Below are 25,391 nucleotides of genomic sequence, written 5' to 3'. Positions count from 1 at the left end.
GCAGTTATCAATTCATGATAATCCCCAACAGAACCAGAAATATTCAAAAAACCTTTTTAATTCATAATGTTATTTTTTGGTTTCTTTTTCAGCCAGCCTTTTGGAGGAATAAAATGGCGCAGGCCGTTTCTGATGGGGTTCAGCACCATATATGGGAGAAATTGCGGAACGGGAGAGTGATGGCAGTGGACATGAGTGGCGCATGGTTGTTGAAAATCCTGATGACCGTTCGAATTTCGTCCAAAACCATGTTCTTGAATGAAAGTATTTTCACGTTCTGGTAAAATATTTCATGTCTATATTTATGCAGATCAGGAAATTATGCTTTATTTCTGGAATGATAAAATGGATTCATGGTTTTCTTGCCTGAATTGTCCGCAATGTAACATATTGCCAGGATTTGTATTCTATTGCAGGAGGCGATATCGCTGTGTTAGGATTTAAGGTAAATATGCCAATCGTAACGAAGCCTGCTCCCGTGGATTCTGGCTATCGGAGCAGACGTTTATCTCATGGATGAGTCTCCTTAAAATGCCCCTGAAAAATCTGATCCGAATTCCCCCCCCGCGCCGGGTTTTCAGAAAAATTTTCAATAAAAAATCAAATTCCAATAATCAGGAGTGGGATCGCAGGCTTGCCGCCGCCGATGCCGCCCGCGATATGGGGCGCTTTTCTGAAGCAGCCAAGCTTTACCTGCATGCTCTGGAAATTCGTGAAGATCAGGGCATCCGAATTCAGGTAGGGCATATGTATAAGGAAGCAAGAGATTTTCCCTCTGCCTCCCGGCATTATCTATCGGCATACAAGATGAACCCCGCGGACCCGGAAATATCCTGTCAGCTCGGGCATTTTTATAAAACTATCGGACGTTATGAGGATGCGCTTCATTTCTACAGGTCGGCAGTTACCCTGAAACCGGGCTGGAAGATCCCCGCAGAAGAAGCGGAGAATCTTGAAAAGTCGAGCGAACTTCTCATCGAACGTTCAAAAAAAGCGTTTCTGGAAGCGTCGAAAGACGGTCGTCTTTCCAGTGATATCGAACTTGAAGATTTTACAAGTCCTTTGCTGGATGGCACGCTTATTCCACGATCGTACGAAGACCTGTGCATTAACCATCAGGAAGTGATCGTTCCCACGCGACATGGAACGCCACAGCACACTGAATGGGGACAGGGCCTGACCGTTCGGGGCATTGCGGCGCTGCGTGGGTATTTTGTATCTTCCGTTCTGCTGGAACGAATAGATATCTTCATGGATGGAAAGCTGTTCCATAGTGAGCCATTGACCATAGCGGCCCAGCCTCGGGAAAAGTCGAATCATAAAATTCGGAAATACTGCTATAATGCCTGGGTGGATTTCACGGATGTGAAGTCAGGGTGGCATGACTTTACCTTCCGTGCGCAGTCATCCGACCTTGAAGAAGAAGTTGAAAACAAGACCTGGTATCGTCAGAGGCTTATCGTAGCACCGCCGTTCCCTGAATATTATTATCAGAACTCTGACGCGATTATAGCCCCGATTGATAAAGGCTCCTCCCTGTCGATAGTGGATCAGATAAACGCACGTCCGAGCGTTCTTCACTGCTGTACAACACGTTCCATTCCATTCGATATCAAAACCATTGCCGTATTGCGGCCGGATCAGCTTGGGGACCTGGTTGCGTCAATTCCGTCCCTTCGCAAAATTCGTACTACATTTCCGGATGCAAAAATTGTCGGGCTGTTAGGCCGCGCGAATGAGGCACTGGCACGTACATTGGGAATCTTTGATGACATCGTGATCGTCGAATTTCCCGATGATCCGGTGTCCCATCAGCGTGTCATGCCTTTGGAAGAACAGGTCAGGTTAAAGAAAAAACTTGCCCAGTACAAATTTGACCTGGCGGTTGATCTGCCGGTTTCGGCCAATTCATATAAACTGCTGCCACTTCTGCAAGCACCTTTGACAGTAGGCTTTGGCGGTCCGCGTAAATCGATGGACCTGAACTTTTCCAGTTATGATCCCAGTACTGGCTGTGATTTTATCAAGCATTCAGCACGGACCGCAATCATAGGTGAGGCCATTTCCCTCGCCATGGACAGTGGCGCCCGTGTTGAAAAGCGTGATGACATTACACGCGATACGCTTGTGCCGTATGGCGTTCCGGCAACAGAACCCTATATCGTTATACATAGCGGCGCACGTATCAAATTTACCCACTGGCCACATTACGTTGAACTTGCTGAACGTATCGTGCGGGAAATGAACGTGCGCGTTGTGTATATGGCGGAAAATGCAGAACAGAAAGCACGTCTGCCTGAGGACCTGTTAAATAATGGCATGATCGTATATATAACGGGTCAGATGCCATTTGATCATTTCGATACTTTCCTTTCATTTGCGTCCGTATTCGTGGGGAATGATTCTGGCCCCAAGCATCTGGCATCACTGCGTGGGGCGCAGGTCGTAAGCCTTCATTCGTCACGCATAGGATGGGAAGAATGGGGACAGGAACGAGGGGGGATAGCGATTAGTCGCCGCGTTCCGTGTGCAGGATGCTCACTGCATCATAATTATGACGAGTGTGCTAAAGATGTAGCATGCATTAAATTGATTAATATTGATGAAGTTTACGGTGCAGTTCAGGAACTTTTCTCAAATCCGTCCTAGATGGCGGAGGAGGGACAAAAAACTTCGTGCTACCTGAGACGCCTGTCACTCCTTTTTTTCCTTGGTTTGAATGTAGGAAATTGAGATGAAGCAGGCTGACTTCCTCAATGTAGAGGAATGGCCGATACGGCTGATGGCTTGAAGATCAATGGAAAATGCAGGGCTTTTTTTAAAGTCCTGCATTCTTCCTGGGTGCCTGGTTTCATTACAGCCCAATCAGGAAACATACGGACGCATGAAACATGGCCGGTTCACGGAAGGGCAGGTTGCTGTCATCCCGAAGGAAATGGTCTGCGTGCGCCGATCACTGAATGTCGCAGGCCCGGTTGTCGCGGCTTGGGGCGCTTCCGGTGCGTGCAGGATGCCTTCCAAGCCTGAGATAGCGATTATGGGTCTGTCTGGGGGATGAGCTTAAAGTCCGCAGTGGGCCGGACGGAAACGGGCAATGGGATCATGCCACTCATCACTGTGCTGGCTGTGACCGACCAGTGGCGATTGCAGCGTGCGCAGCACACCCGGCGACCATAAAGATAATTTCGGTCGCGGCCACAGGACGGGCAGGCCATCCGCCCTTCCGGCGCGCCACCCTCAACGCCCCGATCCCTGCTTATGAAGCCCCAAGCGTATGATGGGGTATCGGCTACATTTGCGGTGCGGTCGGAAGGCGTCTTCTTGGATCTGAATGCGCGGTCTTTCCGTCCCTGTCCCATTGAGGGGAAGATCAACGGATCAGTGTGGTAGCAGCAGGTAACGCAGGACAGGCGACCGCCTTCCTTATCCTGCACGCAGGAATGGCGGACAAGACCAAATCCATCAGGATCGGGCATCGCCCCTGTCCCAGACAGCAGATTATATTTTGGAAAGAAAAGTGGCGCACCCGAAAGGACTCGAACCTCTAACCCCCAGATTCGTAGTCTGGTGCTCTATCCAGTTGAGCTACGGGTGCGCTGTGAGGCGGCTTTTAACCCGACCTCACCGGGGCCGCAACCCCCTTTTTTCATTTTTTATGCCTTGATCGGATTATTTTTTCTCCGCAGGCGCAGGACCTGCCGCTTGCCCCATGCACGCAGCCGGTCAAGGTAGATATAGATGACCGGCGTGGTGTAGAGCGTCAGCAACTGGCTCATCGCCAGCCCCCCCACTACCGCGATGCCCAGCGGGCGGCGCAGTTCGATGCCGTAGCCGTCGCTGATGATCAATGGAACAGCCCCGAATGCCGCCGCCAGCGTGGTCATGACGATGGGGCGGAAGCGTTTGACGCAGGCCTCGCGGATGGCGTCTTCGGGCTGCATGCCGCCGTCGCGTTCAGCATGCAGGGCGAAATCCACCATCAGGATGGCATTCTTCTTCACGATCCCCACCAGCAGGATCATGCCGATCATCGCGATCAGGGAGAATTCCTGCCCCGTCAGCCACAGCGCCAGCACCGCCCCCACCGCCGCTGACGGCAGGGTGGACAGGATCGTCAGCGGATGGATGTAGCTTTCATACAGGATGCCCAGCGTGACGTACATCGTCATCAGCGCCGCGATGAAGATCAGCACCTCGTTGACGAGGGCCTTCTGGAACTCGGCCGCCTGTCCGGAAAATCCGCCCTGGATGGTGGACGGGACATGCATCCTGACCATGGTCGTGCGGATTTCATCACTCGCATCACTCAGCGCCTTGCCGGGGGCGAGGTTGAAGGAAATCGCGGCGGAGACGAACCCGTCGCGGTGCGACACCGTGATCGCGGTGGGATGGCGCTCCAGCTTCGCCACCACGGACAGCGGGACCATCGTCTCGCTGCTTGACGACACGGCCGAGCCGTTCGACGCCCCGTTGCCCCCCGCGAGTTTGTTGGCGATGGAGTTGCGGAAGGACTGTTCGCTCAGTTGCGTTTCCTTGCTGGCGGTGCCGCTGGGGTCTGTGACGCGCACCGTATTGGACACCGTGCCCCCGCCCGCCGTGCCGCCCGCCGTGGACAGGCGAAAGGCGGACAGGATATCCGGCGTGGTGCGGAACCGGTCCTCCACCTGCATGACGACATGATAGGTCGTAAGCGAGGTCGAGATGTTGGAGGCCGAACGCTGCCCGAACGCATCATAGAGCGTGTTGCTGACCAACTGCGGTGTAATCAGATAACGCGCGGCGGCGTCACGCACGATGTTGGCATGCACGGCCGCGCCATTGTTCATGACATCGGTGGTCACGTCCTTCAGCACCGGGTCGTCACGCAGCGTCGCCGTCAGGCGCGGCACCCAGGTGTAGATGTCATCGGCATTGTCGCTGGTCAGGATATAGCGATAGGCCCCTTCCTTCTGCCGGCCGCCGCCACCGCTGATGTCGCCTGCGGAAAACATCGACAGGTCCAGCCCCGTCACGTTGCGGATGCGGTCATGGATGCGTGCGATCATCTGGTCCGGGCCATCGCGGCGTTCGGTCCGGTCGATCATCTGTGCGAAGGCCTGCCCCTCGACATTGGAATCGCCGGAGAAGGCAAGGACGTCCTGCGTGTCCTGATCCGCCATCATGGCCTGGCTGATCTGGCGGATCTTGTCGGTCAGGACCGGAAAGGACGTCGTCTGGTCGGCGCGGAAGAAGCTCATGATCAGGGCGACATCTTCCTTGGGCAGGATGCCCTTGGGCATGATGACCAGCACGCCGATCATGAGGAAGAAACTCGCCGGAAGCGTCAGCGCCGTCAGCACATGATGGCGCAGCGCCCATTCGAGCGAGCGCTCATACACCCGCAGCACCATGGAAAACATGTTTTCGAACCCGTCCGAACAGGCCCGCATCCCACGCTGCCACAGGGGGGCTGTCGGCGGCAGGGGCGTGTCGTGGCTGACCTCCAGCATCAGGCTGCACATCATCGGCGTCAGGCTGAGCGAGAGGAACAGCGAGACGACGACCGTGATCGCCAGCGTCATGGAAAATTCGAAGAATACCTTTCCCGCCGTGCCACTCATCAGCAGCAGCGGCAGGAACACCGCAACGAGTGAAATGGTGATCGACAGCACGGTGAAGGCGATCTCACGCGACCCCAGCAGGGTGGCCTCCATGCGGCCCATCCCGGCCTCCATGTGGCGTGCGATGTTCTCCAGCACCACGATCGCGTCATCCACTACGAACCCGGTCGCGATCGTCAGCGCCATCAGCGACAGGATATCGAGCGAGAAGCCGAACAGGTACATCACCGCCAGCGTCCCGGCGAGCGAGATGGGCACCGTGATCGCCGGGATCAGGGTGGAGCGGGGCGAGCGCAGGAAGAACAGCACCACCAGCACCACAAGGGCGACGGAAATGACCAGCGTCCACTGCGTATCGGCCAGAGAGGCGCGGATCGTCACCGAACGGTCCATCGCCGGTGTCAGCGTGATGCCCTGCGGCAGGGCCGCGCGCAGGGTGGGGACGCGTTCCTTGATCTGGTCGATCACCCGGATGACGTTGGCCCCGGCCTTGGGCCGCACGATGGCCATGACGGCGGGATGGCCGTTGAAGAAGCCCACCTTGTGATCGTTTTCCACCCCGTCATGCACCTTGGCCACATCCGACAGGCGCACCGGCCGCCCGCTGCGGTAGCCGATGACAAGGTTGCGGTACTGCGCCGCATCGCGGGCCTGGTCATTGGTGGCCAGCGTGTAGCGCGTCGGCCCGTTCTGGATAAAGCCCTTGGGCGTGTTGGCGTTGGCCGAGGCCAGGGCGGAGCGGATGTCCTCGAACCCCAGCCCGTACTTGAACAGGGGGAAAGGATTGATGTCCACGCGCACGGCGGGGGCGGAACTGCCGACGATGTCGATCCAGCCCACGCCCTGGATCTGTGACAGCAGCGGCTGCAGGCGTGTCTTGGCGATATCATACAGGCGCGAGACCGGCTGCGTGTCCGATGTCAGCGCAAGGATGATGATCGGGTTGTCCGACGGGTTCGCCTTCCAGTATTCGGGCTGCGACCGCAGGGTGGCGGGCATGTCCGCGCGCGCGGCCCGCAGGGCGGCCTCCACGTCGTTGGCGGCCGCATCGACATTCACCCCGTCATTGAAGGTCAGCAGGATGAAGGCGGAATCCTGGTTGGAATCCGACTCGATCTGGTTGATGCCTGCAATCTGGCCCAGCCTGCGTTCCAGCGGCGTCGTGACCGAACTGGCCATCTGCTGTGGCGATGCGCCGGGCTGTGTCGCCTCCACATAGATGATGGGGACGGAAATGTTCGGAAGATCCCCCACCGGCAGGATGCGGTAGGCGAAGATCCCCGCAAGCAGCAGCGCCAGCGACACCAGTGTCGTGGCCACCGGGCGCAGGATGAAGACGCGACACAGGTTCATGCAGCGTCCGTTCTGCGGCTGGAATGATCAGGGGCGCGATCGGGCTGCGGCAGGCCTGTCCCGCGTCGCATGGGGGTGGGTTTCATATTCGCAGAATACTCTTCGCCTGATAAAACATCGAAAACCCGGCGCCCCGCCGGACCGGACCATGGACCACTGAGCAAGGATTCAAGCCAATGACCACGACGCGCGCGCCTGTGCCATCCTCCTGTCCCCCGGTGCCGCGTCGTGGGGTATGCCTTGTCATCTCCGCCCCGTCGGGGGCCGGGAAATCCACCATTGCCAATGCGTTGCGTGCATCAGAACCCCAGTTGCTGCATTCCGTGTCCGTCACCACCCGCCAGCCCCGCCCGGGTGAGACGGATGGTGTCCATTATCACTTTCGCACCATGGAACGTTTCACGCAAATGGCCGAAGCGGGCGAACTTCTGGAATGGGCGACCGTTTTCGGCCGGGGCTATGGCACGCCGCGCGCGCCGGTGGAACAGGCCCTGGCGGAGGGACGCGACATGGTGTTCGACATCGACTGGCAGGGACATCGCCAGATCCGCAAGGCATTGCCCGATGACGTGATCGGCCTGTTCGTGCTGCCCCCCTCCATCGAGGAGCTGGAGCGGCGCCTGCATGGCCGCGGTTCCGACGAGAAGGAGGAGATCGAACGCCGCATGCAGGCCGCCCGTGACGAGATTTCGCACTGGAACGAATTCGACCATGTGATCGTCAATGCCGACCTCGACACCGCCATAGCGCAGGCGCGCGCGGTTCTGGTGGCGGCCCGGCTGGAACGCCACCGGCAGTATGGCCTTGCCGACCTTGTCGCGAGTTTCGGGGTCTGATGTCATCATTTTGCCTGTCTGTTCCCCTCCTGCTGTGCCGCGATGTCGGATAGAATGGACCCCGTGAATACGATCAATCCCTCCCCCGACGAGTCCCGCGCCTCTGGTTCCCTGATCGGGATTTCCCAGCGCACGCCCCCCGCCAACCTGCAGGCGGAACAGGCCCTGCTGGGCGCGATCCTGACAAACAACCGCGCCTATGACCGGGTCTCGGACTTCCTGACCGGCGCCCATTTCGCCAACGAGGTGAACGGCGTCATCTACGACGCCATTTCCCGGCGGATCGAGGCCGGACTGCTGGCCGATCCGGTGACACTCCGCGCGGAGTTCGAGAATTCCGACGTGCTGGGCGCGGTGGGCGGCGCCGGCTACCTTGTGAAGCTGGCCGGTGCGATGGTCGGCATCATCAATGCCGCCGATTATGGCCGCGCCATCCATGACGCATGGGTGCGCCGCCAGTTGATCGACATTGGCGAGGATGTCGTCAACACCGCGTTCGGATCCAGCACCGGCATGACCGGCGTGGATCAGATCGCGGCCGGGGAGGAGGCGCTGTTCCGCCTTGCCACCGAAAAGGGGCAGGATGGCGGATTCCTTGCCTTTGACAAGGCGCTGGCCGAAGCGCTCGACGTGGCGGAGCAGGCCTTTACCCGCGCGGGCGATGTGGTGGGCCTGACTACCGGCCTGCGTGACCTCGACAAGAAGACGGGCGGCCTGCATCCCTCTGACCTGCTGATCCTTGCCGGGCGTCCGGCGATGGGCAAGACGGCGCTGGCGACCAAGATCGCCTTCAGCGCCGCGCGTGCCCTGATGCGTGAGGCGCAGGAAGGACCGCCGGGCACACAGCCCAAGGGATCGGTTGCGATCTTTTCGCTTGAAATGTCGGCGGAACAGCTCGCCACCCGTATCCTGTCCGAACAGGCCAGCGTGTCGGGTGAGCGTATCCGTCGCGGCGAGATCGGGCAGAAGGAGTTCGACCGCTTCGTGCAGGTCAGCCGCGAACTGTCGCAACTGCCGCTGCATATCGACGATACGCCCGCCATTTCGCTTTCGGCCATGCGCACGCGTTGCCGGCGTCTTGCGCGCACCAAGGGGCTGAGCCTTGTGGTGGTTGACTACCTTCAGTTGATGCGCCCGTCGGTCGGCACGCGCCCGGAAAACCGCGTGCTGGAAATCTCCATGATCACGCAGGGGCTCAAGGCGCTGGCCAAGGAACTGTCGGTGCCGGTCATCGCGCTGTCGCAGCTATCGCGCCAGGTCGAAAGCCGCGAGGACAAGCGCCCGATGCTGTCGGACCTGCGTGAATCCGGTTCCATTGAGCAGGACGCCGATGCGGTCATGTTCGTCTATCGCGACCAGTATTACCTGCAGCAGCGCCAGCCCAAGGAAACGTCCTTCGATTCACAGGACAAGTACCAGACCGCGTTGGAGGAATGGCAGCGCAAGATGGACCTGGCCCATAATCGTGCGGAACTGATCCTTGAAAAGCAGCGTCATGGTCCCACCGGGACAGTGCATCTGTTCTTCGAAGGGGAATTCACGCGGTTCGCGGATCTCGACATGGTGCATGACGGTTAAGGCTCAGGCGGCTTTAGATGATCTCCTGTCGTGAGGGGGTTTCCGACGGAGGTCACTGGGGTGGGAATGGGGCCTGTGGATACTGATCAAAATATGTGAGATGATTCCGATGAAGAAATTTCTCCTGTTATGCGGTGTCGTGCTCGGTTGTCCCCTGTCGGTGCAGGCGCAGGAGGTTTCCGAAGCCGCGCGGGTCGCCGTGGTACATGATGTGATCTTTCCTGATGACCTGAAGCTGGCGGGCGATGGCATGGATGATGCGCCGACCATCCAGCGTGCTGTCAGCATGATCTGCAATGCACGGGACCACAGGAGCATGGCAGGAATCATCCAGCTTCAGGCACGGGTTTATGAAATTGACAGCACTGTTGACGTGCCCTGTGCCGTGACCATCAGGGGAACGGGGTGGCAGGAGCAGATGCCCCTGTCTGCCGGGACTTGGTTGCATATCACCAGCAAAGGGGCAGGCAGTCCCGCCATTCATGTACATGGACGGGAAGCCCGTGGCACTGTCATTCGTGACATTGCCCTTTATCAGGATCATCCTGCACCTTCGAGTGTGGCGAGGACTGCATGGAAGCCAACAGAATATGCCCCAGCAATATTGTTTTCCAGGATAGATGGCGGTGTATTCCTCAATCACCTGCTGTTCGCGGGGATATATGGCGGCGTCTATGCCGATGGCGTTGGTCGGTTTGAGGCAAATGGAATTTATGGTGAATTCTATCGCTACGGCATCTCGATACACCATTCCTATGATGTTGACCGGATCTACGATGTGCATGGATGGGGGTATTACACCCAGTCAAATACGAAATCGCATCCCCAGAACATGCTTCTGACCAGAGAGCAGGTCGGGAATATCCAGGACTGGAAGACGGAAAACGAAAATCTTATTGTTCTGGGACGGGCGGATACACCGTTCCTTGATAATATCTTCGGACTGGGCACACACTCTGTCCTGCAACTTACGCAAGATAGCAATGTCGGTGATTATATTGGCGGGCATCCGTCAAAAATCCATTCCGGGAAGCTTTCATGTGACCAGAGCAAATATTGCCTGTGGGTTGATAATACAACCAGGGGGCAGGTAACCGGCCTCTTCTCACAACTGGACTGGCAGGGGGAAGATAGCGCAAGATTGGGTAAGAACATCCCTGACAATGCGGCAATTCAGCTTGATGGAAGTGCGCAATTGCAGATTGGGGACATGTTCGTCCAGAATGTGTCAGGTGCGGCCATCAATATGACGAATACATCGCAATGTTCAAACCTGATGATTCATTCGATGTTCGGTGGGTTCAACCAGTCGCCGCCATCCGCACCTGTAGCGCATATGCCTGCATGTGACCGCAAGGGATATAATGAAATCCAGTTGGATGCGTTTACGGCCGTGAACAATTCAGGAGGAAAGTGGCCTGCTTTTGTCGATAGCGGGAGTGTGGGACATTTCCTGCTCTCTACCTATACGGAAGAAAACAGACATACCAGGTAGGGCCTGTTGTGACAGGTCTGATCTTGGGTCCACAGGCATAATGAAGTGTCTGATGGAGCTTTTTTCAAAAAACATCAGGGAAAATGCCGCCTTTTTCAAAAAGGCGGCATCCGGAAACTTTTTGCCGATGGGTTGCTCCGAAGCAATCTCTCGCTTGCAAAGAACAATAGGCCCTATGCCGCAGGTTCCCGATAGATACTGATCTCTTCCAGATTTCCGGCGGTCGCGGATTCAAGGAATGATATACGCATATCTTCGTCATCTGCATCGCAGATCGCAAAACCGACAACAGAAAGGGCATAGGGGAGAATCTGCTCGACCCCACAGGGATGCATACGCCACATTTCTGTCTGTTCCCCTTTAATGAAGACCTTTAGCAAAGGGGTCTTTCGTTCAGGGATATCGAGCAGAATCCATCGGGTCGTGTGTCGTTCCAGAATACTGCGTAAAATAACATCGCCATCTATGCTGATCGAAAATGGGCAGGATTTTTCAGTAAGTCCTGAAACCTGAATGTACATACGCAGACTTTTTCCGACAGGAAGATCTGTAATGCACAATGTTCCGCCGTTGGGGCCAATACGGCACCGATCCGTTTCTGGCCATAGCCAGTCGAAACCCAGACGAAAGATCTCACCACTTTCAAGAGAGGGCCAGATTTGTGGCTTCTTGTAGAGCGAAACGGGGTAGTATTTTCCTAACTCTACTTTCCTGGGGATCTCTTTTGAAGCCTTTACCAGCTTGCTTACATTGATGGAAGTGGTGTTGATCTGGTCTGCAATCTGGGCCCATGTCCGGGGACGGAAATTGGTTGATATATTCTTTTCCTGCTGCTTGCGCCAATCAGAATCAAAAATCACCTTTTCAAGACAACCCACGAAAGCGTCCAGATTATTGCTTTCGAAAATGAGCGAAAATCCCGCTCCGGCTTCCGGAAGGGAGGAGTTGTCCGCAATGACAGGTATTTTGCCGTAACACAGCGATTCCGTAATAGGTAGGCCCCATCCTTCGTAATGGCTGGGATATACGGTAAACATACAGGACCGGTATAGAAGAGCCAGTTCATCATCAGACGTCCGCGATATGAACGTGATTTTCTCTTTCAGTTCCGGGCTGCTTTCCAGACGTTCGTCAATGCGATCATATAGCCAGCCTTTCCGACCCATGCAGACCAGTTGCGGCACTGCATCCTTACCATGCCGATGAATAAGCTCTATCCAGCCCTCAAAGGCCAAGAGATGGTTTTTGCGGGGTTCAATCGTGGATACAAACAGCGCAAAGGAATCTTCCTTGAGATTCCAGTGATGAAGGAGAGATGTGGAGATCTCGTCCTGAAGCGGGCGACGGAAATCCGCGTCAAGTGGCACGACGACCACGTTTTCCGGGTTCAGGTCACGTCCCAGCTTTTTGGCCGTTCTGATGAGGTCCACAGCCGTTGATTCTGAATTTGCCAGGAAAAAATCAGCATGCTGATACACGCCGACAACCCATGTAATATAATCCTCAACAACCCCGCCCGCACAATATTCTGGCGTTATGACAGGAATAAGGTCATGAACAAAGGGAATGTAGTAAAAGTTCCCTCTCTCTTTATAATTGCGAACAAGTAAAAAGTAGTTATAGATAAACCATGATGTTCCAAGATTCACAAGAACCGTTTTTTCGGGAACTTCGTAATATTCGCTACTGACCAGATGGATCAGGAGTTCCTTGCGGGCCTGTTGCCACTCGGCTTCGGATATGTTCTCGATACTTCCTGACATATAGGCAAGTTCGATGAAGTTATCGATATGAATCTGGACCCATTTTTCTCGACCCGGCACAAAACAGCAAAGGTCGAACTGTCCAGTGCCATAAGTACGAAGTCCAGCGATAACGACCTCGACCTGGACACGTTGAATGCCGGTGGGGAATCGATGATCACCACGAAAATGCATGATGAGATCGGTAATATCGAATACAACTCGATAATCTGAACCGGGTTTTGACTCATCAGGTTTGATGTCTGTCAGTTGGGGGGCAATGTCATCTATCAGACTGACGATTTCATCTGATTTTTGGTCCTGCCTGCCCTTGAAAAGGTCCTTGAGTTTTTCCAATTGGGCGGCGGCAGTCCGTAATTCTTCGGGTGTATTATGATAGTAGTGCTGCCGGATCGTGGCCTTTCGCAGCGTTTCGGCAACTTCTTCGCTGCTCATGGCAAGCGTGGGAGGGAGGCGGTGTCGTATGGCGATCAGTGAATCAGGTCTGGTATCGGCATAATTTTCTGCAATGGCGTACGCATTGAGGGCTTTGGGAATTTTTCCGTTCTTGGTCGCCCAGTGCCCCATGTGAAGATGGGGTTCCCCAGTGTTCGGACGTAATTTCGCAGCCTGCATGTATGCGGCATCAGCCTCGTCCTCAAAGCCTGCGGAATGGGCGACGTGTCCGTATTGTATCCATATGTGGTATAATGAAGGATCAAGTTGGAGGGCCTGCCTGTATTCCCGTATGGCCTCGGTCCATTTTCCCGCATCACGAGCATGATTGCCATGACGGATGATGCGATGAACCGTTGGCGTCACGTATACACCGCCACTCTTCTTGATCTTCAATTCGAACTTCATATCCCACTGTTCCTGTTCGCCGTGACTGAAACAGTCAACGGGCGACTAATGCCGATATTCAATCATTTATCAGACTTGCGTCACATTTCACGCCTGATATCATCTATTATATGTGTAGATTGAACTCCGAATCCGTGCAAGAAGTAAGAGATCAAAAATGTGCATCTCGCAAGTGTAATGGAGAATAAAAAAATATGGGAAATGAAGATCGAGAGAAGGAAGAAAAAATTTCTTTTGTTGAGACCATAACAGCCGTCAAAAAGGAGATGGAAAAGCTAAATAATATTTTGTCAAAAGATGTTTCAGAAAAAACTCTGGAAAATATTTCTTCGCTAAAAGCTATCCTGGATGGATTTGGTCGCAATAATAGTGAATATTCAAATAATAATCAGGTAAAAAACGCTTTATATTTCGACATATCAGATCTGATAATATTTTTCAGGCATAACCGTTTGCCTACCGGGATACAGCGTGTCCAGATTGGCATCATAAATAATATCTTTGATACGCTGTCTGGTGTAAATGTCATATTGTGTCGTATAGATCCTCTTCTGGAGGATTGGGTGGAAGTGTCGACGGAACGCTTCCGGCGCGTTGCTTTGCTCAGCCTGGCTGCCGGAGACTCGGATGATGAGGAATGGCGCGCTGAAGTAGATGCACTTCATACTCTCGCGCCGGGGAAGTCCGCTCTTTCTTTTCCCCGCGATGCCGTGCTGATCAGCATCGGGGCGTCATGGGGGATAGAAAATTATTTTATCTATATCCGTGAAGCAAAAGAAAAGCATAATATCTGCTATATACCCTTTGTTCATGATGTGGTCCCCGCTATTGCGCCTGCATACTGTCATCCAGATGATGTGAAGAAATTCATCGGATGGCTTCTAAGTGTATTGCAGCATGCGGATTACTATATATCGGTATCTGATTCCGCGAAGAAGGATTTGATTACGGCAGCACGGATACTAGGAGTATATATTCCTTCAGAGCATATAGCAGTCGTGACGCCTGCTACTGAAATTGGCAGCCAGAAAGCTGATTCCGGAAAAACGACAAATCTGGCACACTGGAACCTGTCCAGACAGAATTATGTATTGTGCATTGGAACGCTTGAGGCCAGAAAAAATCAGATAGGTGCTTTTGAAGTCTGGAAAAAACTTATCATGATGCATGGTAAGGAGCAGGTTCCCACTCTGGTATGTATTTCAGGCACACAGGGATATAAAGGCGATCAGGCCATAGATTGCCTTAACTCCAATCCGGATCTGCAGTCTCGGGCCATCATTCTCCGGGGCATTAATGATATAGATCTCAAAAATCTCTATGAAAACTGCCTTTTTACGGTTTTTCCGAGTTTCTATGAAGGGTGGGGTCTGCCGGTTACTGAGTCCCTTCGTTATGGGAAGCCTGTAATAACTGCTGATAACTCATCCTTGCCGCAGGCCGGAATGGGTCTTTCTGTATTATACAAGACTGGTTCACAAAAAGCCCTGTTGCAGGCTGTGGAAAAAATGATCTTTGATCAGAAATTTCGCGCTGCAAAAGAAGAGGAAATCAAGAAAAATTTTGTTCTTCGGACATGGTCCCAGGTGGTGCAGGATCTGCAGAACAAGGTCCTGGGCCTGACGCAGGGAGCCACGCGTCTGGCATGGGTGCCCCCTCTTGCGCCGCAGGGATATTATGCCCTGACGAAAAGTGATGAAACGGCCCTTTGCGCGGGTACGACCTCAGCTGAGGTTTATCGCCACGGCACTGGGTGGGGCGCACTTGAGGCGTTCGGAAGCCGGATCATGGAGGATGGAGCGGGTCTGTCTATGCGCCTGTCCCCCCGGACGCGACGTATTGCCATTCATCTGATCGGGCCTCCCCATGAGCATGATAAACAGGATGTGCGCTGTTATATCGAAACAAATTTAGGGGTCGTGCTACGCGATATCCTCGTGTCAGTTGGAAAACAGAGATGGGTCTTTATCGATCTGCCGCCCGCCGAGAAAGAACGTACTTTCATGTGTCAGGTATGGAGTAGTTCCGCGTCTTCGGGCGTATATCAGGCCGGGAAAAAACAGAGTGCAGATATAGGTGTTTCTGGCTTCTTTATTTTCAATGAAGGTGACAATCGGGAAAAGATCGACTTTCTGGAAGCGGTAAGCCTTGGCGGAATGGAGGATTATAAGCAACGCACGTTGCCCGTCACCAGCGTTATGGTGGAACGTCCTGCGTCATGAAGGTTCTGTCTGCTGTGTAGTCGAATCGATTTCGAGACTGCCTTTTGATAGAAGTTTCCAGATTCCTGAAGGTGCATCGAGATCTGATGCATACAAACTTGACCGCCTCCATGTGAGGCGGTTTTTTTGTCTGAAGAGATAATACGATCCGGCATTAACGTGGCTAGTTACGATATGTTGCCTGTATTGAGGTTTTCCATAGGGTTTTCATGCGTATAATATAATCCATACGTTCATCATATGAACACGAGGTTTCGGTTTTTGATGTTTCTGTAACGGGAGCAGATTCAAGGGGAGGCGAGGCGTGAGAGTATCTCTGGAAATCGACAGGCGAAAAATGCTGTCTGTTATTTTCTGATTTTATTATGGATATGAAAATTATGGAATTTTTGTTTGGATATATTTGATGAGTTTTATTCAAGAAAATGGAAAAACACGGAGTATGGATCGTGAAAATGGAATGTTGACAATGGCCCTACAAATGTCAAAATAATGTAATATCAATACATTATGGAAAAACATCAAAATAAAGGAAAAGCACATGTCAAACTTACATGAAACTCTCGGAAGAGAAGCTGATTTACTGTATTTGGCAAATGACCAAGCCATATCCACCCGTATCGGAAAAAAGCAGGGGCGTTCTATCAGATCAACAAACAAAGAAGGGTATTTAATCTGTGGTCCATATGTAAAACTAGATAAGGGTTTTCATACAATATTTTTTTATGGGGACGTTTTTGATTTATCTGGAAAGGTAGAAATCGATATTTCTTGTGATAAAGGGGAAAAAATAATCTCGAAACAACAGATAAAAGGAGCATCCGGGATAGGCGTCATATCTATTGTCCGCATATATCTCGACGAAGAATGCAGGGATGTAGAATTTAGAATCTATGTTGATGAAGCTGCAGATATCAAGTTCGATGCCTTGGAAGTTTATTCTGGAGAATATGTGGGAGAATTTTCATCCCTCAACAAAAGCTATAAAAAGGATCTTGAGTGGACGTTAGTTTTATATCAGTCTTATGAAAAGTTTTTTAAGAAAGAAGCGCCTTTCTATCTGGTTGTTCCATGGGCGGATGCTCCTGAATTTCATAGTCGGTTTTCAGATATGAAAGATGCTGGCATTATCAATAATATGCCGATGATTCTGTTTGAAGAATGGGTATTATCATCAACTGGTTCGAATATTCCTGAAAATTTCGATGGATGGAGAATACAGCAGGTCATAAAACTATGCTTTTCAAAATTATTTATGTCACGAAAATATATAACATTTGATTCGGCCCAGTTTTTTTCAAGGGATTTTGATTATAAAGAACATCTATATGTCGGAGATATTTTGAAGACGGCTGCTATTGAGCAGAATAGATACGAAAAAAATAAGGAATTTATCGAAAGCGGTGAACTGTGTTGGCTAAAAGGTAACCTGGTCAATGCATCGGTAGCATTTGATTTCATAGATGAGCAGTTCTCCGAACTCAATGAGAAAAAATATCATTATATAGGATGCAATGGATTTTTTGACAGTGCGATCTGTTCCAGCCTTGAGCGGTGGGCTTATAATAACGGCTATGATGGGTTTGTCGGGTTGATTGTACTGGCGCCGTATGAATTCGCCTGGTACGGGTCATATGTGACATATATGGAGAAAGAACTTTTCTTCCCGGTGGATCCGTTAATATTCCTGCCAATAATCAATGAGTCTGCGGTCGAGGAAATTAAAGGACTTCATCTGCGCCCTCATCATGATCAGTACGGATATCTGTTTCAGCCACCAGCTTCCAATGAACCGGATCCCGAATCTCTTTATCAGGCATCGTTAAAAATAAATAATTGATCACCCTGGAAATAATTGTGGAATGATAATCCGGTAATTTCCTGCTTTACGGGGGCATGTAATTACCGGATAGGTTTGATTCAGGCGCCCAATATGGACAGCACTGTGATCGGCAGACGTTTTAACCTTATATATCGTCGCGTTGCTATGATTATGCGTGTTGCTCAAAATGGGTTCTGACCGATGGTGCATGACAACCATCTCTATGGTTATTCAATTGGGATACGGCCATCGTGGCTGATTCAATGATTTAGAGAGATGCTTTCAAACTGCTCATTCTCATCAACCGATAGAAAATATCTGCTTCGATTTTCTGTTAGTTTCTGAATACAGGTAAATCTTCTCAAATCATAATATTATTTGTATAATGTCATGCAAAGCGCACGCGGCATATGGAGATTCACGTTGCACGAGTATAAAGAGACACTTCGATCAAGTGGAAAAGAGGAAAGTTACAAGGTTCTCTTTTTGGGAACATGCTCCGCTGAATCCGTAATGGAAAATATGCCGCAGAGCATGAAAACCGCTCATGTACTTTTTGAAAGTTATCTTCATCACGATATCCCCGATGTCAATTATGAAGAATATGATTTTGTCGTTATATTTATTACTCTCAGGCATATATTTTTCAAGGCGGCAGTCCCGATTGAAGGTATACAGCCAAGTGAGTTGGCTTGGACCAGATTGGTTACTGAAGACGGCGCGCGTCAGTATATAGATAATTGCGGTAACCTCATTCATCAGGTGATGGATAAGTTTCAGGACCTTACTTCAAAATCATCCCTGCTGTTCGTGTCATTTATTGAACCGAGTACAAACTATAACGGTATTCTGGTGGATAATTTCAGCATGACCAATCCTGTCATGTTGGTAAGAGAGCTGAACAGAAAAATAAGTGACAAGACAAAGGAAATGTCGAATGCATATTATGTGGATATCAATGATGTCCTGTCTGCAGGTGGCCGTATAAAAATACAGGATGATTCCTTTACCCATATGGCGCATGCGTCCTATATGCCTGTAGGGACCAATCCGCTGGATGACATGCGCATACAACCCGCTTATTCTCCGGGTGACCTCTACGATGTCCAGACGGGGTGGCGCGAGATCCTGCCTGCAATAGGACGACGCATGATTGATGCGATGGATATCATCAGGCAGGTCGATCCGATAAAGTTACTGATTGTTGATCTGGATGATACCCTCTGGCGGGGCATTGCCGCAGATGATGACAAACCTCATTGGGAATATGTCGAGGGCTGGCCTTTGGGTATGGTCGAAGCCCTACTTGTTTTCAAGAAACGCGGTGGCCTGCTTGCGATATGTAGCGCCAATGACGAACCCACCGCCCGCAAGCGGTTTTTGGAGATATTCGGCAGCAATATCAGTATGGATGATTTTGTCTCCGTGCGGATAAATTATAATAGCAAGAATGAGAATATTTCTGAAATACTGGATGAGGTTAATATTCTTCCCCAAAACACGCTGTTCATTGACGATAACCCTCGCGAAATCGAAGCCGTAAAGCATGTTTTTCCTGAAATGCGTACCCTGTCATCCAGTCATCTGGAATGGCGCAGCCTCATTTTGACATCCCCTGTGATGCAGGTCGCCCGTATCACGACTGAATCCGTCAATCGCACCAGGGCCACGCAGGCCAAGATCAACAGGGATGTCGGTATGCGGTCCCTTGATCGCGAGGAGTGGCTCCAATCTCTCGAACTCCGTCAGCGCAATATTGTTATACAAAGCTCGGAACACGAAAATTTCGGCCGTGCCTTTGAACTGATCAACAAGACAAACCAGTTTAATACGACCGGGAAAAGATGGAGTCATTCCGACATGTCGGCTCTGTTTGACGACGGGGGCTATCTTGTCGCAGCATTCCTGCGGGACAAGACTGTCAATAATGGCCTCATCAGTGTCGCTATAGTTTCAGGAAACGAAATTGTGCAGACTGTCCTTTCGTGTCGCGTTTTCCGACTGGGCGCGGAAATTGCGTTGGGTCACACAGTTATCGCACTGATTTTGAAGGATCATCCGCAAGCGGTTGCCCGCATGGTCGATACGGGCCGGAATATGACATGTCATGATTATTATGAACGTCTGGGGATGAAGCTTTCCCAGGATATATTCACGACAAGCGATGTGCCGGCTTATCCTGCATGGATTAAGGATGAAGGCGAACCGTCTGTTCGTCCTGATCTTGCCGAAACTGGGGAAACGTCTGAACCACCGAAAAGAAAAGGAATGTTCCGGTGGTTCAGGGGACGTTAAATTTGCTATTCCTGTAATGTGTTCATGCCCTCGGCCCTGTGGGCATGACATGTTTTGGATATGGTTCAAAAAAACTGCTCACGAAATATTCTGAAAATCACAAGGAAACTTTGATGCAGTTTTTCAGGGCCTGTTGGCAATTGACGTGAATTGATGACTACGGCGACAGGATGGATCATGGTTGCGAATGACCTGTCTCTCTTGTCGCGTTGCTCCGGCAATCTCTCTTTTATTGACTTACCGATGCCAGCCCTAAACATAAGTCCCAAGAGACCCCAGAAGGTGTTTTGAAACGATCCCTTATTCCTCAATCTCCCGGATAATAGCCTGCCCGCGCGTGATATCGGTAACACGCGCGCGGACCTCCTCCTCACGCGCCTGCGGCAGGGTAATGCGCAGGTCCACGCCATCTGCACCGAATGTCTCGTCATCAATCGTCGCGTCCATCGCCAGCAGGCGGGCGCGGATCAGGGCGTGGTCGGAAAAGCCGCAGTGGAAGGTCAGCCCCACCATCGGCACGATGGGTCGTGACGGCGCGGTGCGCAGGCATTCCGCCGCCGTCCCGCCATAGGCACGGACCAGCCCACCGGCACCGAGCTTGATCCCGCCGAACCAGCGCGTGACCACGACCACGGTATGGTCGAACCCCTGTCCCTCGATCACCTGCAGGATGGGCCGCCCCGCCGTGCCGCCGGGTTCGCCGTCATCATCGCTGCGATAGGCCTGTCCGATGCGATAGGCCCAGCAGTTGTGCGTGGCGTCGGGATCGCTGACCTCGGCAATGAACGCCATCGCCGCCTCGGCCGAGGAGACGGGGGCTGCCTGTGCCAGGAACAGGCTCTTGCGGACTTCGCGTTCCAGCATCACCTGCTGCGTCAGGATCAGGGGCGTCTCGCTCACGCCGGGGTCACTCCCCCTCCGTGGCGAACAGGCTGACCAGATCGCCAAGGTGGCCGATCTCATGCAACTGCATGCCTTCGGGCGCGCTGGGACGGCGATTGCCACGCGCGATGCGACGCGGCAGGTAGGCGCTCTCGAACCCCAGCTTGTGTGCCTCCTTCAGGCGCGTATCAGCCAGCGAGACCTGACGCACTTCCCCCGACAGGCCGACTTCGCCGAAATAGACCGCACCCGCATGCGTCGGCTGTCCCGTCGCGGCGGACACCAGTGCAGCCGCCACAGCAAGGTCGGCGGCCGGTTCCATCACCCGCAGGCCGCCCGCGATGTTCAGGTGCACATCCATCGCGTTCAGCTTCATCCCGCAACGCGATTCCAGCACCGCAAGCAGCATGTTCAGCCGCGCCGTCTCCCACCCCACAACCGCGCGACGCGGTGCACCATCGCCTGCCTTGGGCGACAGCAGCGCCTGCACCTCCAGCAGGACGGGGCGCGTGCCCTCCATCCCGGCGAAGACCGCAGACCCCGCGATATGCCCGCGCCGTTCGGCAAGGAACAGGGCGGACGGGTTGGGCACTTCCACCAGTCCCTGATCGGTCATGGCGAAGACGCCGATCTCATCTGTTGCGCCAAAGCGGTTCTTCGCCGCGCGCAGGATGCGGAACTGGTGCCCGCGATCACCTTCGAAATACATCACCGCATCGACCATGTGTTCCAGCACGCGCGGACCCGCCAGCGCACCTTCCTTCGTCACATGACCCACCAGCATCAGGCAGAAGCCGCGCTGCTTGGCCAGGCGGATCAGTTCGAACGCGGAGGAACGGACCTGGCTTACGGTGCCCGGCGCGCTTTCGACCGTTTCCATCCACATCGTCTGGATGGAGTCGATGACCACCAGCGCCACGTCGCGCTCGCCCTCCAGCGTTGCCGTGATGTCCGCGACATTGATCGCCGCCGCCAGTTCCAGACCCGGTGTGTCCAGCCCAAGGCGGCGGGCACGCAGGCGGATCTGGTCCACCGCTTCTTCGCCGGAGATATACATCACCCTGCGCCCCATCCCGGCCAGCGCGCAGGCCCCCTGAAGCAGCAGGGTCGATTTGCCGATGCCCGGATCACCGCCCACCAGCACGACGGAGGCCGGGACCATGCCGCCCCCCAGCACGCGGTCGAGTTCGCTGATCCGTGTCTCGATCCGTTCGGGCGGCGGCGTGTCACCATCCAGTCCGACCAGTTCGATGCGCTTGCCCCGGCTGCGGCGGGGGGCGACGGCACCGCCGGCCGTGGGTTCGACCGTTTCCTCCACGATGCTGTTCCATGCACCGCACGCGTCGCACCGGCCCGACCATTTCGGGAAGACCGCGCCACAGGACTGGCAGACGAAGCGGTTGGCGGGACGGCGTGCCATCTTGGTTCCTCAGCTTGTGACAGGGCGGCAGATCTGTCGTAAAGATCAGGCCGACAATACCCTGAAATCATAAAAGTTTTTGGTGAAGCTTTTTGCAAAAAGCTTCAAGGAACGTCGCCTTTTTCGATCAAAAGGCGACACCCAAAAACTTTTATCGTTTTCTCCGGACAGTGCCTCAGACGCGGACATCCACCTTGATCGGTCCCTCGCGGCGGCCGTGGGTGAACTGGTCGACAATCGGGTTGCCACTGTCAAGCAGCGATGTCGCCGGTCCCTGCCAGATCAGCTTTCCCTCATACAGCATCGCCGCCTGGTCGCCGATCCGCTGGGCGGAGGCCATGTCATGGGTGATCGCAATCGCGGTCGATCCCAGCTTGCGCACGCAATCGACGATCAGCCCGTCAATCACCGCCCCCATGATGGGATCAAGGCCGGTGGTCGGTTCGTCAAAGAACAGGATTTCCGGCCGTGCCGCGATCGCGCGCGCAAGGCCCACGCGCTTCTGCATGCCACCTGACAGTTCGGCGGGCGACAGCGCACCGACGGCCGGGTCCATCCCCACCTGTTCAAGCAGTTCGCCCGCGCGTTTCTTCGCATCCGCACGGCTGATCTTATGTTTGTGCTGCCGTCCCGCCGCCATCAGGCCGAACGACACATTTTCCCAGACCGTCAGGCTGTCGAACAGGGCGGCGTTCTGGAACAGCATGCCGATCTTTTCCATATACGGCTCACGATGGCGCGGCGACAGGGCGGTGACATCCACGCCGTCGATCTCGATCGTGCCCGCATCCGGCGTCACCAGCCCAAGGATGCAGCGCAGCAGCACCGACTTGCCCGTGCCCGACCCGCCGATGATGACGAAGGACGTCCCCTCCATCACATCGAGGTCCACCCCGTTGAGCACCACCTTCGGGCCGAAGGACTTGCACAGGCCGCGAATGCGGATTTTCGGTGTCGGTCCGGTCATTGTGAAAAGAACACATCCGTCAGCAGGTAATCGAAGGTCAGCAGCAGGATCGACGCCGCGACAACCGCCGCCGTCGTGGCGGCGCCCACGCCCTCGGCCCCGCCACGGCTGTGATAGCCATGGTAACAGCCCATCAGCGCGATCAGGAAGCCGAAGATCGCGGCCTTCGCCAGTCCCACCGTGACATCCATCATCTTGAACGACGAGATGGTGGCCGAAACATAGGCCTGCGGCACGAAGTTGAGCTTCATGACACAGACGATGAAGCCGCCCATGACGCCAAGGATATCGGCGATGATGACCAGAAACGGCAGCGCCAGCGTTCCGGCCAGCAGGCGTGGGGTGACAAGGTATTTGATCGGATTGGTCGAAAGCGTGCTGAGCGCGTCGATCTGGTTGGTGACCCGCATCGTGCCGATTTCCGCCGACATCGCGGCCCCCACGCGCCCCGCCACCATCAGGCCCGCCAGCACTGGCCCAAGCTCACGCGTGACCGCAAGGATGACGATACCCGCGATCGCGCTCTGCGCATGGTACTGCGCGAAGCCGGTATAGGATTGCAGCGCGATGACACCCCCCGAAAACAGCGCCGTCAGCGCCACGACGGGGAGGGAGAAATACCCGATCTCGATCAGCGAACCCCAGAACGTCCGCCAGTAGAAGGGCGGCCGCACAAGGTGCGAGACCGCCAATAGCCCGAACAGCGTCACCTGACCCGCCATGCGGACCATGTCGAGCAGCGTGCGGCCGATGCCTGCGATGAAATCGAGGATCTTATCCATGCGCGCGCTCCGGATGGGGCAGCGGCACGGAGCGGGAGAGGAAAGCGGACATCTTCCTGCCGTAGCGCGGGATGGTCATGGCGTCAAAGCCAAACCGCGTGAGACCCGATGGCCTGCCGTAAGCGCGCCAAAAAGAGGCGGCGTCGTGAGACGCCGCCAGAGTTTAGGGAGGAAACGTCCATGAAGCACACACGTCATGCGGCTTCGCCCCCAAGGATGGAAAAAGCGACCGACCGGTGTCAAGCGGAAGTGCCAGAAAGGGACGCATGTGATACTTTTTTGTCACAGATATGCCGCCAGACATTGCACGCCGCCATGGCCACCACGCCCACCATGATCGTCACCGCCAGCGGCACCGGCGTGTGGAATGTCACATGCCCCAGCACGAATCCGCTGAGTGCGGCGAGGGAGAACTGGATCGTGCCCATCAGCGCCGAGGCACTTCCCGCCTGGTGGCCATGGTGGGTAAAGGCCAGCACCATCGCATTGGGGCCGATGAAGCCCAGCGTGCCGGTAATCCCCATGATCAGCAGGCAGATCACCGCCGGATGCTGCGGCCCGGCAAAGCCCGACAGAGACAGCGCAAGGCACAGCGCACTGGTGCACAGGCATACCAGGATGCCGATGTTCAGCAGCCGCGTCAGAGAATGGTGATGCACCAGCCACCCGTTGACCTGCGCCCCGGCGATGAAGAATGCCGCGTTGATGCCGAAGAACATCCCGAACTGCAGCGGGGTAAAGTGCAGCAGCTTTTCAAACAGGATGGGCGAGGCCGTAAGGTAGGCGAACATCACGAATGACGAAAAACTGGTGATCAGCGCGCTGGACATGAAAACCGGCTCACGCACCAGCCCCATGTAGCGCGAGGCAATACCCGATGCCGACAGCGGGATGCGCCGCGTCGTGGGCATGGTGTCGGGCATCGCGGCGGCCACCGCCACCAGCGCCAGTGCGGAATAGAGGACCGCGATCCAGAAAATCCACCGCCAATGCCCGACCGACAGCACAAGGCTGCCCAACGAGGGGGCAAGGATGGGCATCAGGCCGAACACCAGTGTCAGTTGCGACATGATCTTCGCACCCTGCCGTCCGGTTGCGACATCACGCACGATGGCGCGCGGCACGACCGAGCAGGACGACCCGCCAAGGGCCGCGATGAACCGGCACAGGCAGAACAGGTCCAGCGTTGTGGCGCAGGCACACCCGACGGAGGCCAGCGTGAATACCGCAAGCCCCCCGATCAGGGGAATCCGCCGCCCCAGCCTGTCCGACAGCGGCCCCATGCTGAACTGTCCCACCGCAAGTCCCGCGAACCACGCCGCCAGCGTGATCTGGCTGGCCCCGTTGCGCCCCCCGGCCAGTTCGAGGTCCAGCACGGGAAAGGCGGGCAGGTACATGTCGGTCGAAAGTGGTCCGATCGCGGTCAGCAGTCCCAGAAGTCCGATCATCCACATCGGCATGAGGGGGGGCAGGGCGGAGGACGCGGGACGGGAAGACGCGGTGGGGGCGGCACTGGACATGGGAACGTGGCTC

At 54.5% G+C, this 25,391-nt stretch carries 14 protein-coding genes and 1 tRNA gene; 7 read left to right on the top strand and 8 right to left on the bottom strand.

Annotation, left to right across the window (positions count from 1 at the left end):
- Positions 1–531 precede the first annotated feature (531 nt).
- Positions 532–2,649 carry a glycosyltransferase family 9 protein gene (locus HNH97_RS12000; RefSeq protein ID WP_171791028.1) on the top strand — a complete coding sequence of 706 codons (2,118 nt, stop codon included), beginning with the start codon at positions 532–534 and terminating at the stop codon, positions 2,647–2,649.
- Positions 2,650–3,518: 869 nt separating this feature from the next.
- Here HNH97_RS12000 and HNH97_RS11995 read toward each other — a convergent pair.
- Both HNH97_RS11995 and HNH97_RS11990 read right to left on the bottom strand, forming a co-directional pair.
- Positions 3,519–3,595 (bottom strand) — tRNA-Arg (locus tag HNH97_RS11995).
- A gap of 58 nt (positions 3,596–3,653) precedes the next feature.
- Positions 3,654–6,953, bottom strand: coding sequence for an efflux RND transporter permease subunit (locus HNH97_RS11990; RefSeq protein WP_171791027.1), 3,300 nt, complete (start codon positions 6,951–6,953; stop codon positions 3,654–3,656).
- A gap of 176 nt (positions 6,954–7,129) precedes the next feature.
- Between HNH97_RS11990 and gmk the strand changes: the two genes are divergently transcribed.
- From gmk to HNH97_RS11975, 3 genes are all read left to right on the top strand, one after another.
- Complete coding sequence (gmk, locus tag HNH97_RS11985) at positions 7,130–7,789, top strand: guanylate kinase (protein WP_110914519.1); 660 nt, start codon at positions 7,130–7,132, stop codon at positions 7,787–7,789.
- A 54-nt stretch (positions 7,790–7,843) separates the two neighbouring features.
- Positions 7,844–9,367, top strand: a complete 1,524-nt coding sequence (locus HNH97_RS11980; RefSeq protein ID WP_171791026.1) for a replicative DNA helicase — start codon at positions 7,844–7,846, stop codon at positions 9,365–9,367.
- A 109-nt stretch (positions 9,368–9,476) separates the two neighbouring features.
- Positions 9,477–10,862: a hypothetical protein gene (locus tag HNH97_RS11975; protein ID WP_171791025.1), complete on the top strand. Its 1,386-nt coding sequence runs from the start codon at positions 9,477–9,479 to the stop codon at positions 10,860–10,862.
- 173 nt (positions 10,863–11,035) lie between these two features.
- Here the strand turns inward: HNH97_RS11975 and HNH97_RS11970 are convergent, their stop codons facing one another.
- Positions 11,036–13,468 (bottom strand): glycosyltransferase, encoded by a 2,433-nt coding sequence (locus tag HNH97_RS11970; protein ID WP_171791024.1) that lies wholly within the window; start codon positions 13,466–13,468, stop codon positions 11,036–11,038.
- Positions 13,469–13,662: 194 nt separating this feature from the next.
- On the opposite strand from HNH97_RS11970, the gene HNH97_RS11965 reads away from it, so the two are divergent.
- From HNH97_RS11965 to HNH97_RS11955, 3 genes are all read left to right on the top strand, one after another.
- The gene (locus HNH97_RS11965) at positions 13,663–15,690 is read left to right on the top strand and encodes a glycosyltransferase (RefSeq protein ID WP_171791023.1); all 2,028 of its coding nucleotides are present in this window, start codon (positions 13,663–13,665) and stop codon (positions 15,688–15,690) included.
- 541 nt (positions 15,691–16,231) lie between these two features.
- Positions 16,232–17,530, top strand: a complete 1,299-nt coding sequence (locus HNH97_RS11960; RefSeq protein WP_171791022.1) for a DUF6492 family protein — start codon at positions 16,232–16,234, stop codon at positions 17,528–17,530.
- 405 nt (positions 17,531–17,935) lie between these two features.
- Positions 17,936–19,807 (top strand): HAD-IIIC family phosphatase, encoded by a 1,872-nt coding sequence (locus tag HNH97_RS11955; protein ID WP_216657646.1) that lies wholly within the window; start codon positions 17,936–17,938, stop codon positions 19,805–19,807.
- A gap of 300 nt (positions 19,808–20,107) precedes the next feature.
- On the opposite strand, the gene HNH97_RS11950 is transcribed toward HNH97_RS11955, so the two are convergent.
- From HNH97_RS11950 to HNH97_RS11930, 5 genes are all read right to left on the bottom strand, one after another.
- Positions 20,108–20,671, bottom strand: a complete 564-nt coding sequence (locus tag HNH97_RS11950) for an IMPACT family protein (protein ID WP_171791047.1) — start codon at positions 20,669–20,671, stop codon at positions 20,108–20,110.
- Between the two features lie 43 nt (positions 20,672–20,714).
- Positions 20,715–22,109, bottom strand: coding sequence for a DNA repair protein RadA (gene radA, locus HNH97_RS11945; RefSeq protein WP_110095909.1), 1,395 nt, complete (start codon positions 22,107–22,109; stop codon positions 20,715–20,717).
- 175 nt (positions 22,110–22,284) lie between these two features.
- Complete coding sequence (locus HNH97_RS11940) at positions 22,285–23,076, bottom strand: ABC transporter ATP-binding protein (protein ID WP_110095910.1); 792 nt, start codon at positions 23,074–23,076, stop codon at positions 22,285–22,287.
- Positions 23,073–23,858 (bottom strand): MlaE family ABC transporter permease, encoded by a 786-nt coding sequence (locus HNH97_RS11935; RefSeq protein ID WP_171791020.1) that lies wholly within the window; start codon positions 23,856–23,858, stop codon positions 23,073–23,075. Before HNH97_RS11935 ends, HNH97_RS11940 begins: the two co-directional genes overlap by 4 nt.
- Before the next feature lie 239 nt (positions 23,859–24,097).
- Entirely contained in the window at positions 24,098–25,378 is a 1,281-nt protein-coding gene (locus tag HNH97_RS11930) for a multidrug effflux MFS transporter (RefSeq protein WP_171791046.1), read from the bottom strand.
- Between the last annotated feature and the right edge of the window lie 13 nt (positions 25,379–25,391).

Origin of the sequence: Gluconacetobacter entanii (assembly GCF_013155425.1) — a bacterium.
Taxonomy (GTDB): Bacteria; Pseudomonadota; Alphaproteobacteria; order Acetobacterales; family Acetobacteraceae; genus Novacetimonas; species Novacetimonas entanii.
This window is presented reverse-complemented; position numbering and strand designations above follow the sequence as displayed.

Excerpts from the sequence above, each read along its gene's own strand:
- HNH97_RS12000 (WP_171791028.1), top strand. The coding sequence starts at position 532 with ATGCCCCTGAAAAATCTGATCCGAATTCCCCCCCCGCGCCGGGTTTTC.
- HNH97_RS11990 (WP_171791027.1), bottom strand. The coding sequence starts at position 6,953 with ATGAACCTGTGTCGCGTCTTCATCCTGCGCCCGGTGGCCACGACACTG.
- gmk (WP_110914519.1), top strand. The coding sequence starts at position 7,130 with ATGACCACGACGCGCGCGCCTGTGCCATCCTCCTGTCCCCCGGTGCCG.
- HNH97_RS11980 (WP_171791026.1), top strand. The coding sequence starts at position 7,844 with ATGGACCCCGTGAATACGATCAATCCCTCCCCCGACGAGTCCCGCGCC.
- HNH97_RS11975 (WP_171791025.1), top strand. The coding sequence starts at position 9,477 with ATGAAGAAATTTCTCCTGTTATGCGGTGTCGTGCTCGGTTGTCCCCTG.
- HNH97_RS11970 (WP_171791024.1), bottom strand. The coding sequence starts at position 13,468 with ATGAAGTTCGAATTGAAGATCAAGAAGAGTGGCGGTGTATACGTGACG.
- HNH97_RS11965 (WP_171791023.1), top strand. The coding sequence starts at position 13,663 with ATGGGAAATGAAGATCGAGAGAAGGAAGAAAAAATTTCTTTTGTTGAG.
- HNH97_RS11960 (WP_171791022.1), top strand. The coding sequence starts at position 16,232 with ATGTCAAACTTACATGAAACTCTCGGAAGAGAAGCTGATTTACTGTAT.
- HNH97_RS11950 (WP_171791047.1), bottom strand. The coding sequence starts at position 20,671 with ATGCTGGAACGCGAAGTCCGCAAGAGCCTGTTCCTGGCACAGGCAGCC.
- radA (WP_110095909.1), bottom strand. The coding sequence starts at position 22,109 with ATGGCACGCCGTCCCGCCAACCGCTTCGTCTGCCAGTCCTGTGGCGCG.
- HNH97_RS11940 (WP_110095910.1), bottom strand. The coding sequence starts at position 23,076 with ATGACCGGACCGACACCGAAAATCCGCATTCGCGGCCTGTGCAAGTCC.
- HNH97_RS11935 (WP_171791020.1), bottom strand. The coding sequence starts at position 23,858 with ATGGATAAGATCCTCGATTTCATCGCAGGCATCGGCCGCACGCTGCTC.
- HNH97_RS11930 (WP_171791046.1), bottom strand. The coding sequence starts at position 25,378 with ATGTCCAGTGCCGCCCCCACCGCGTCTTCCCGTCCCGCGTCCTCCGCC.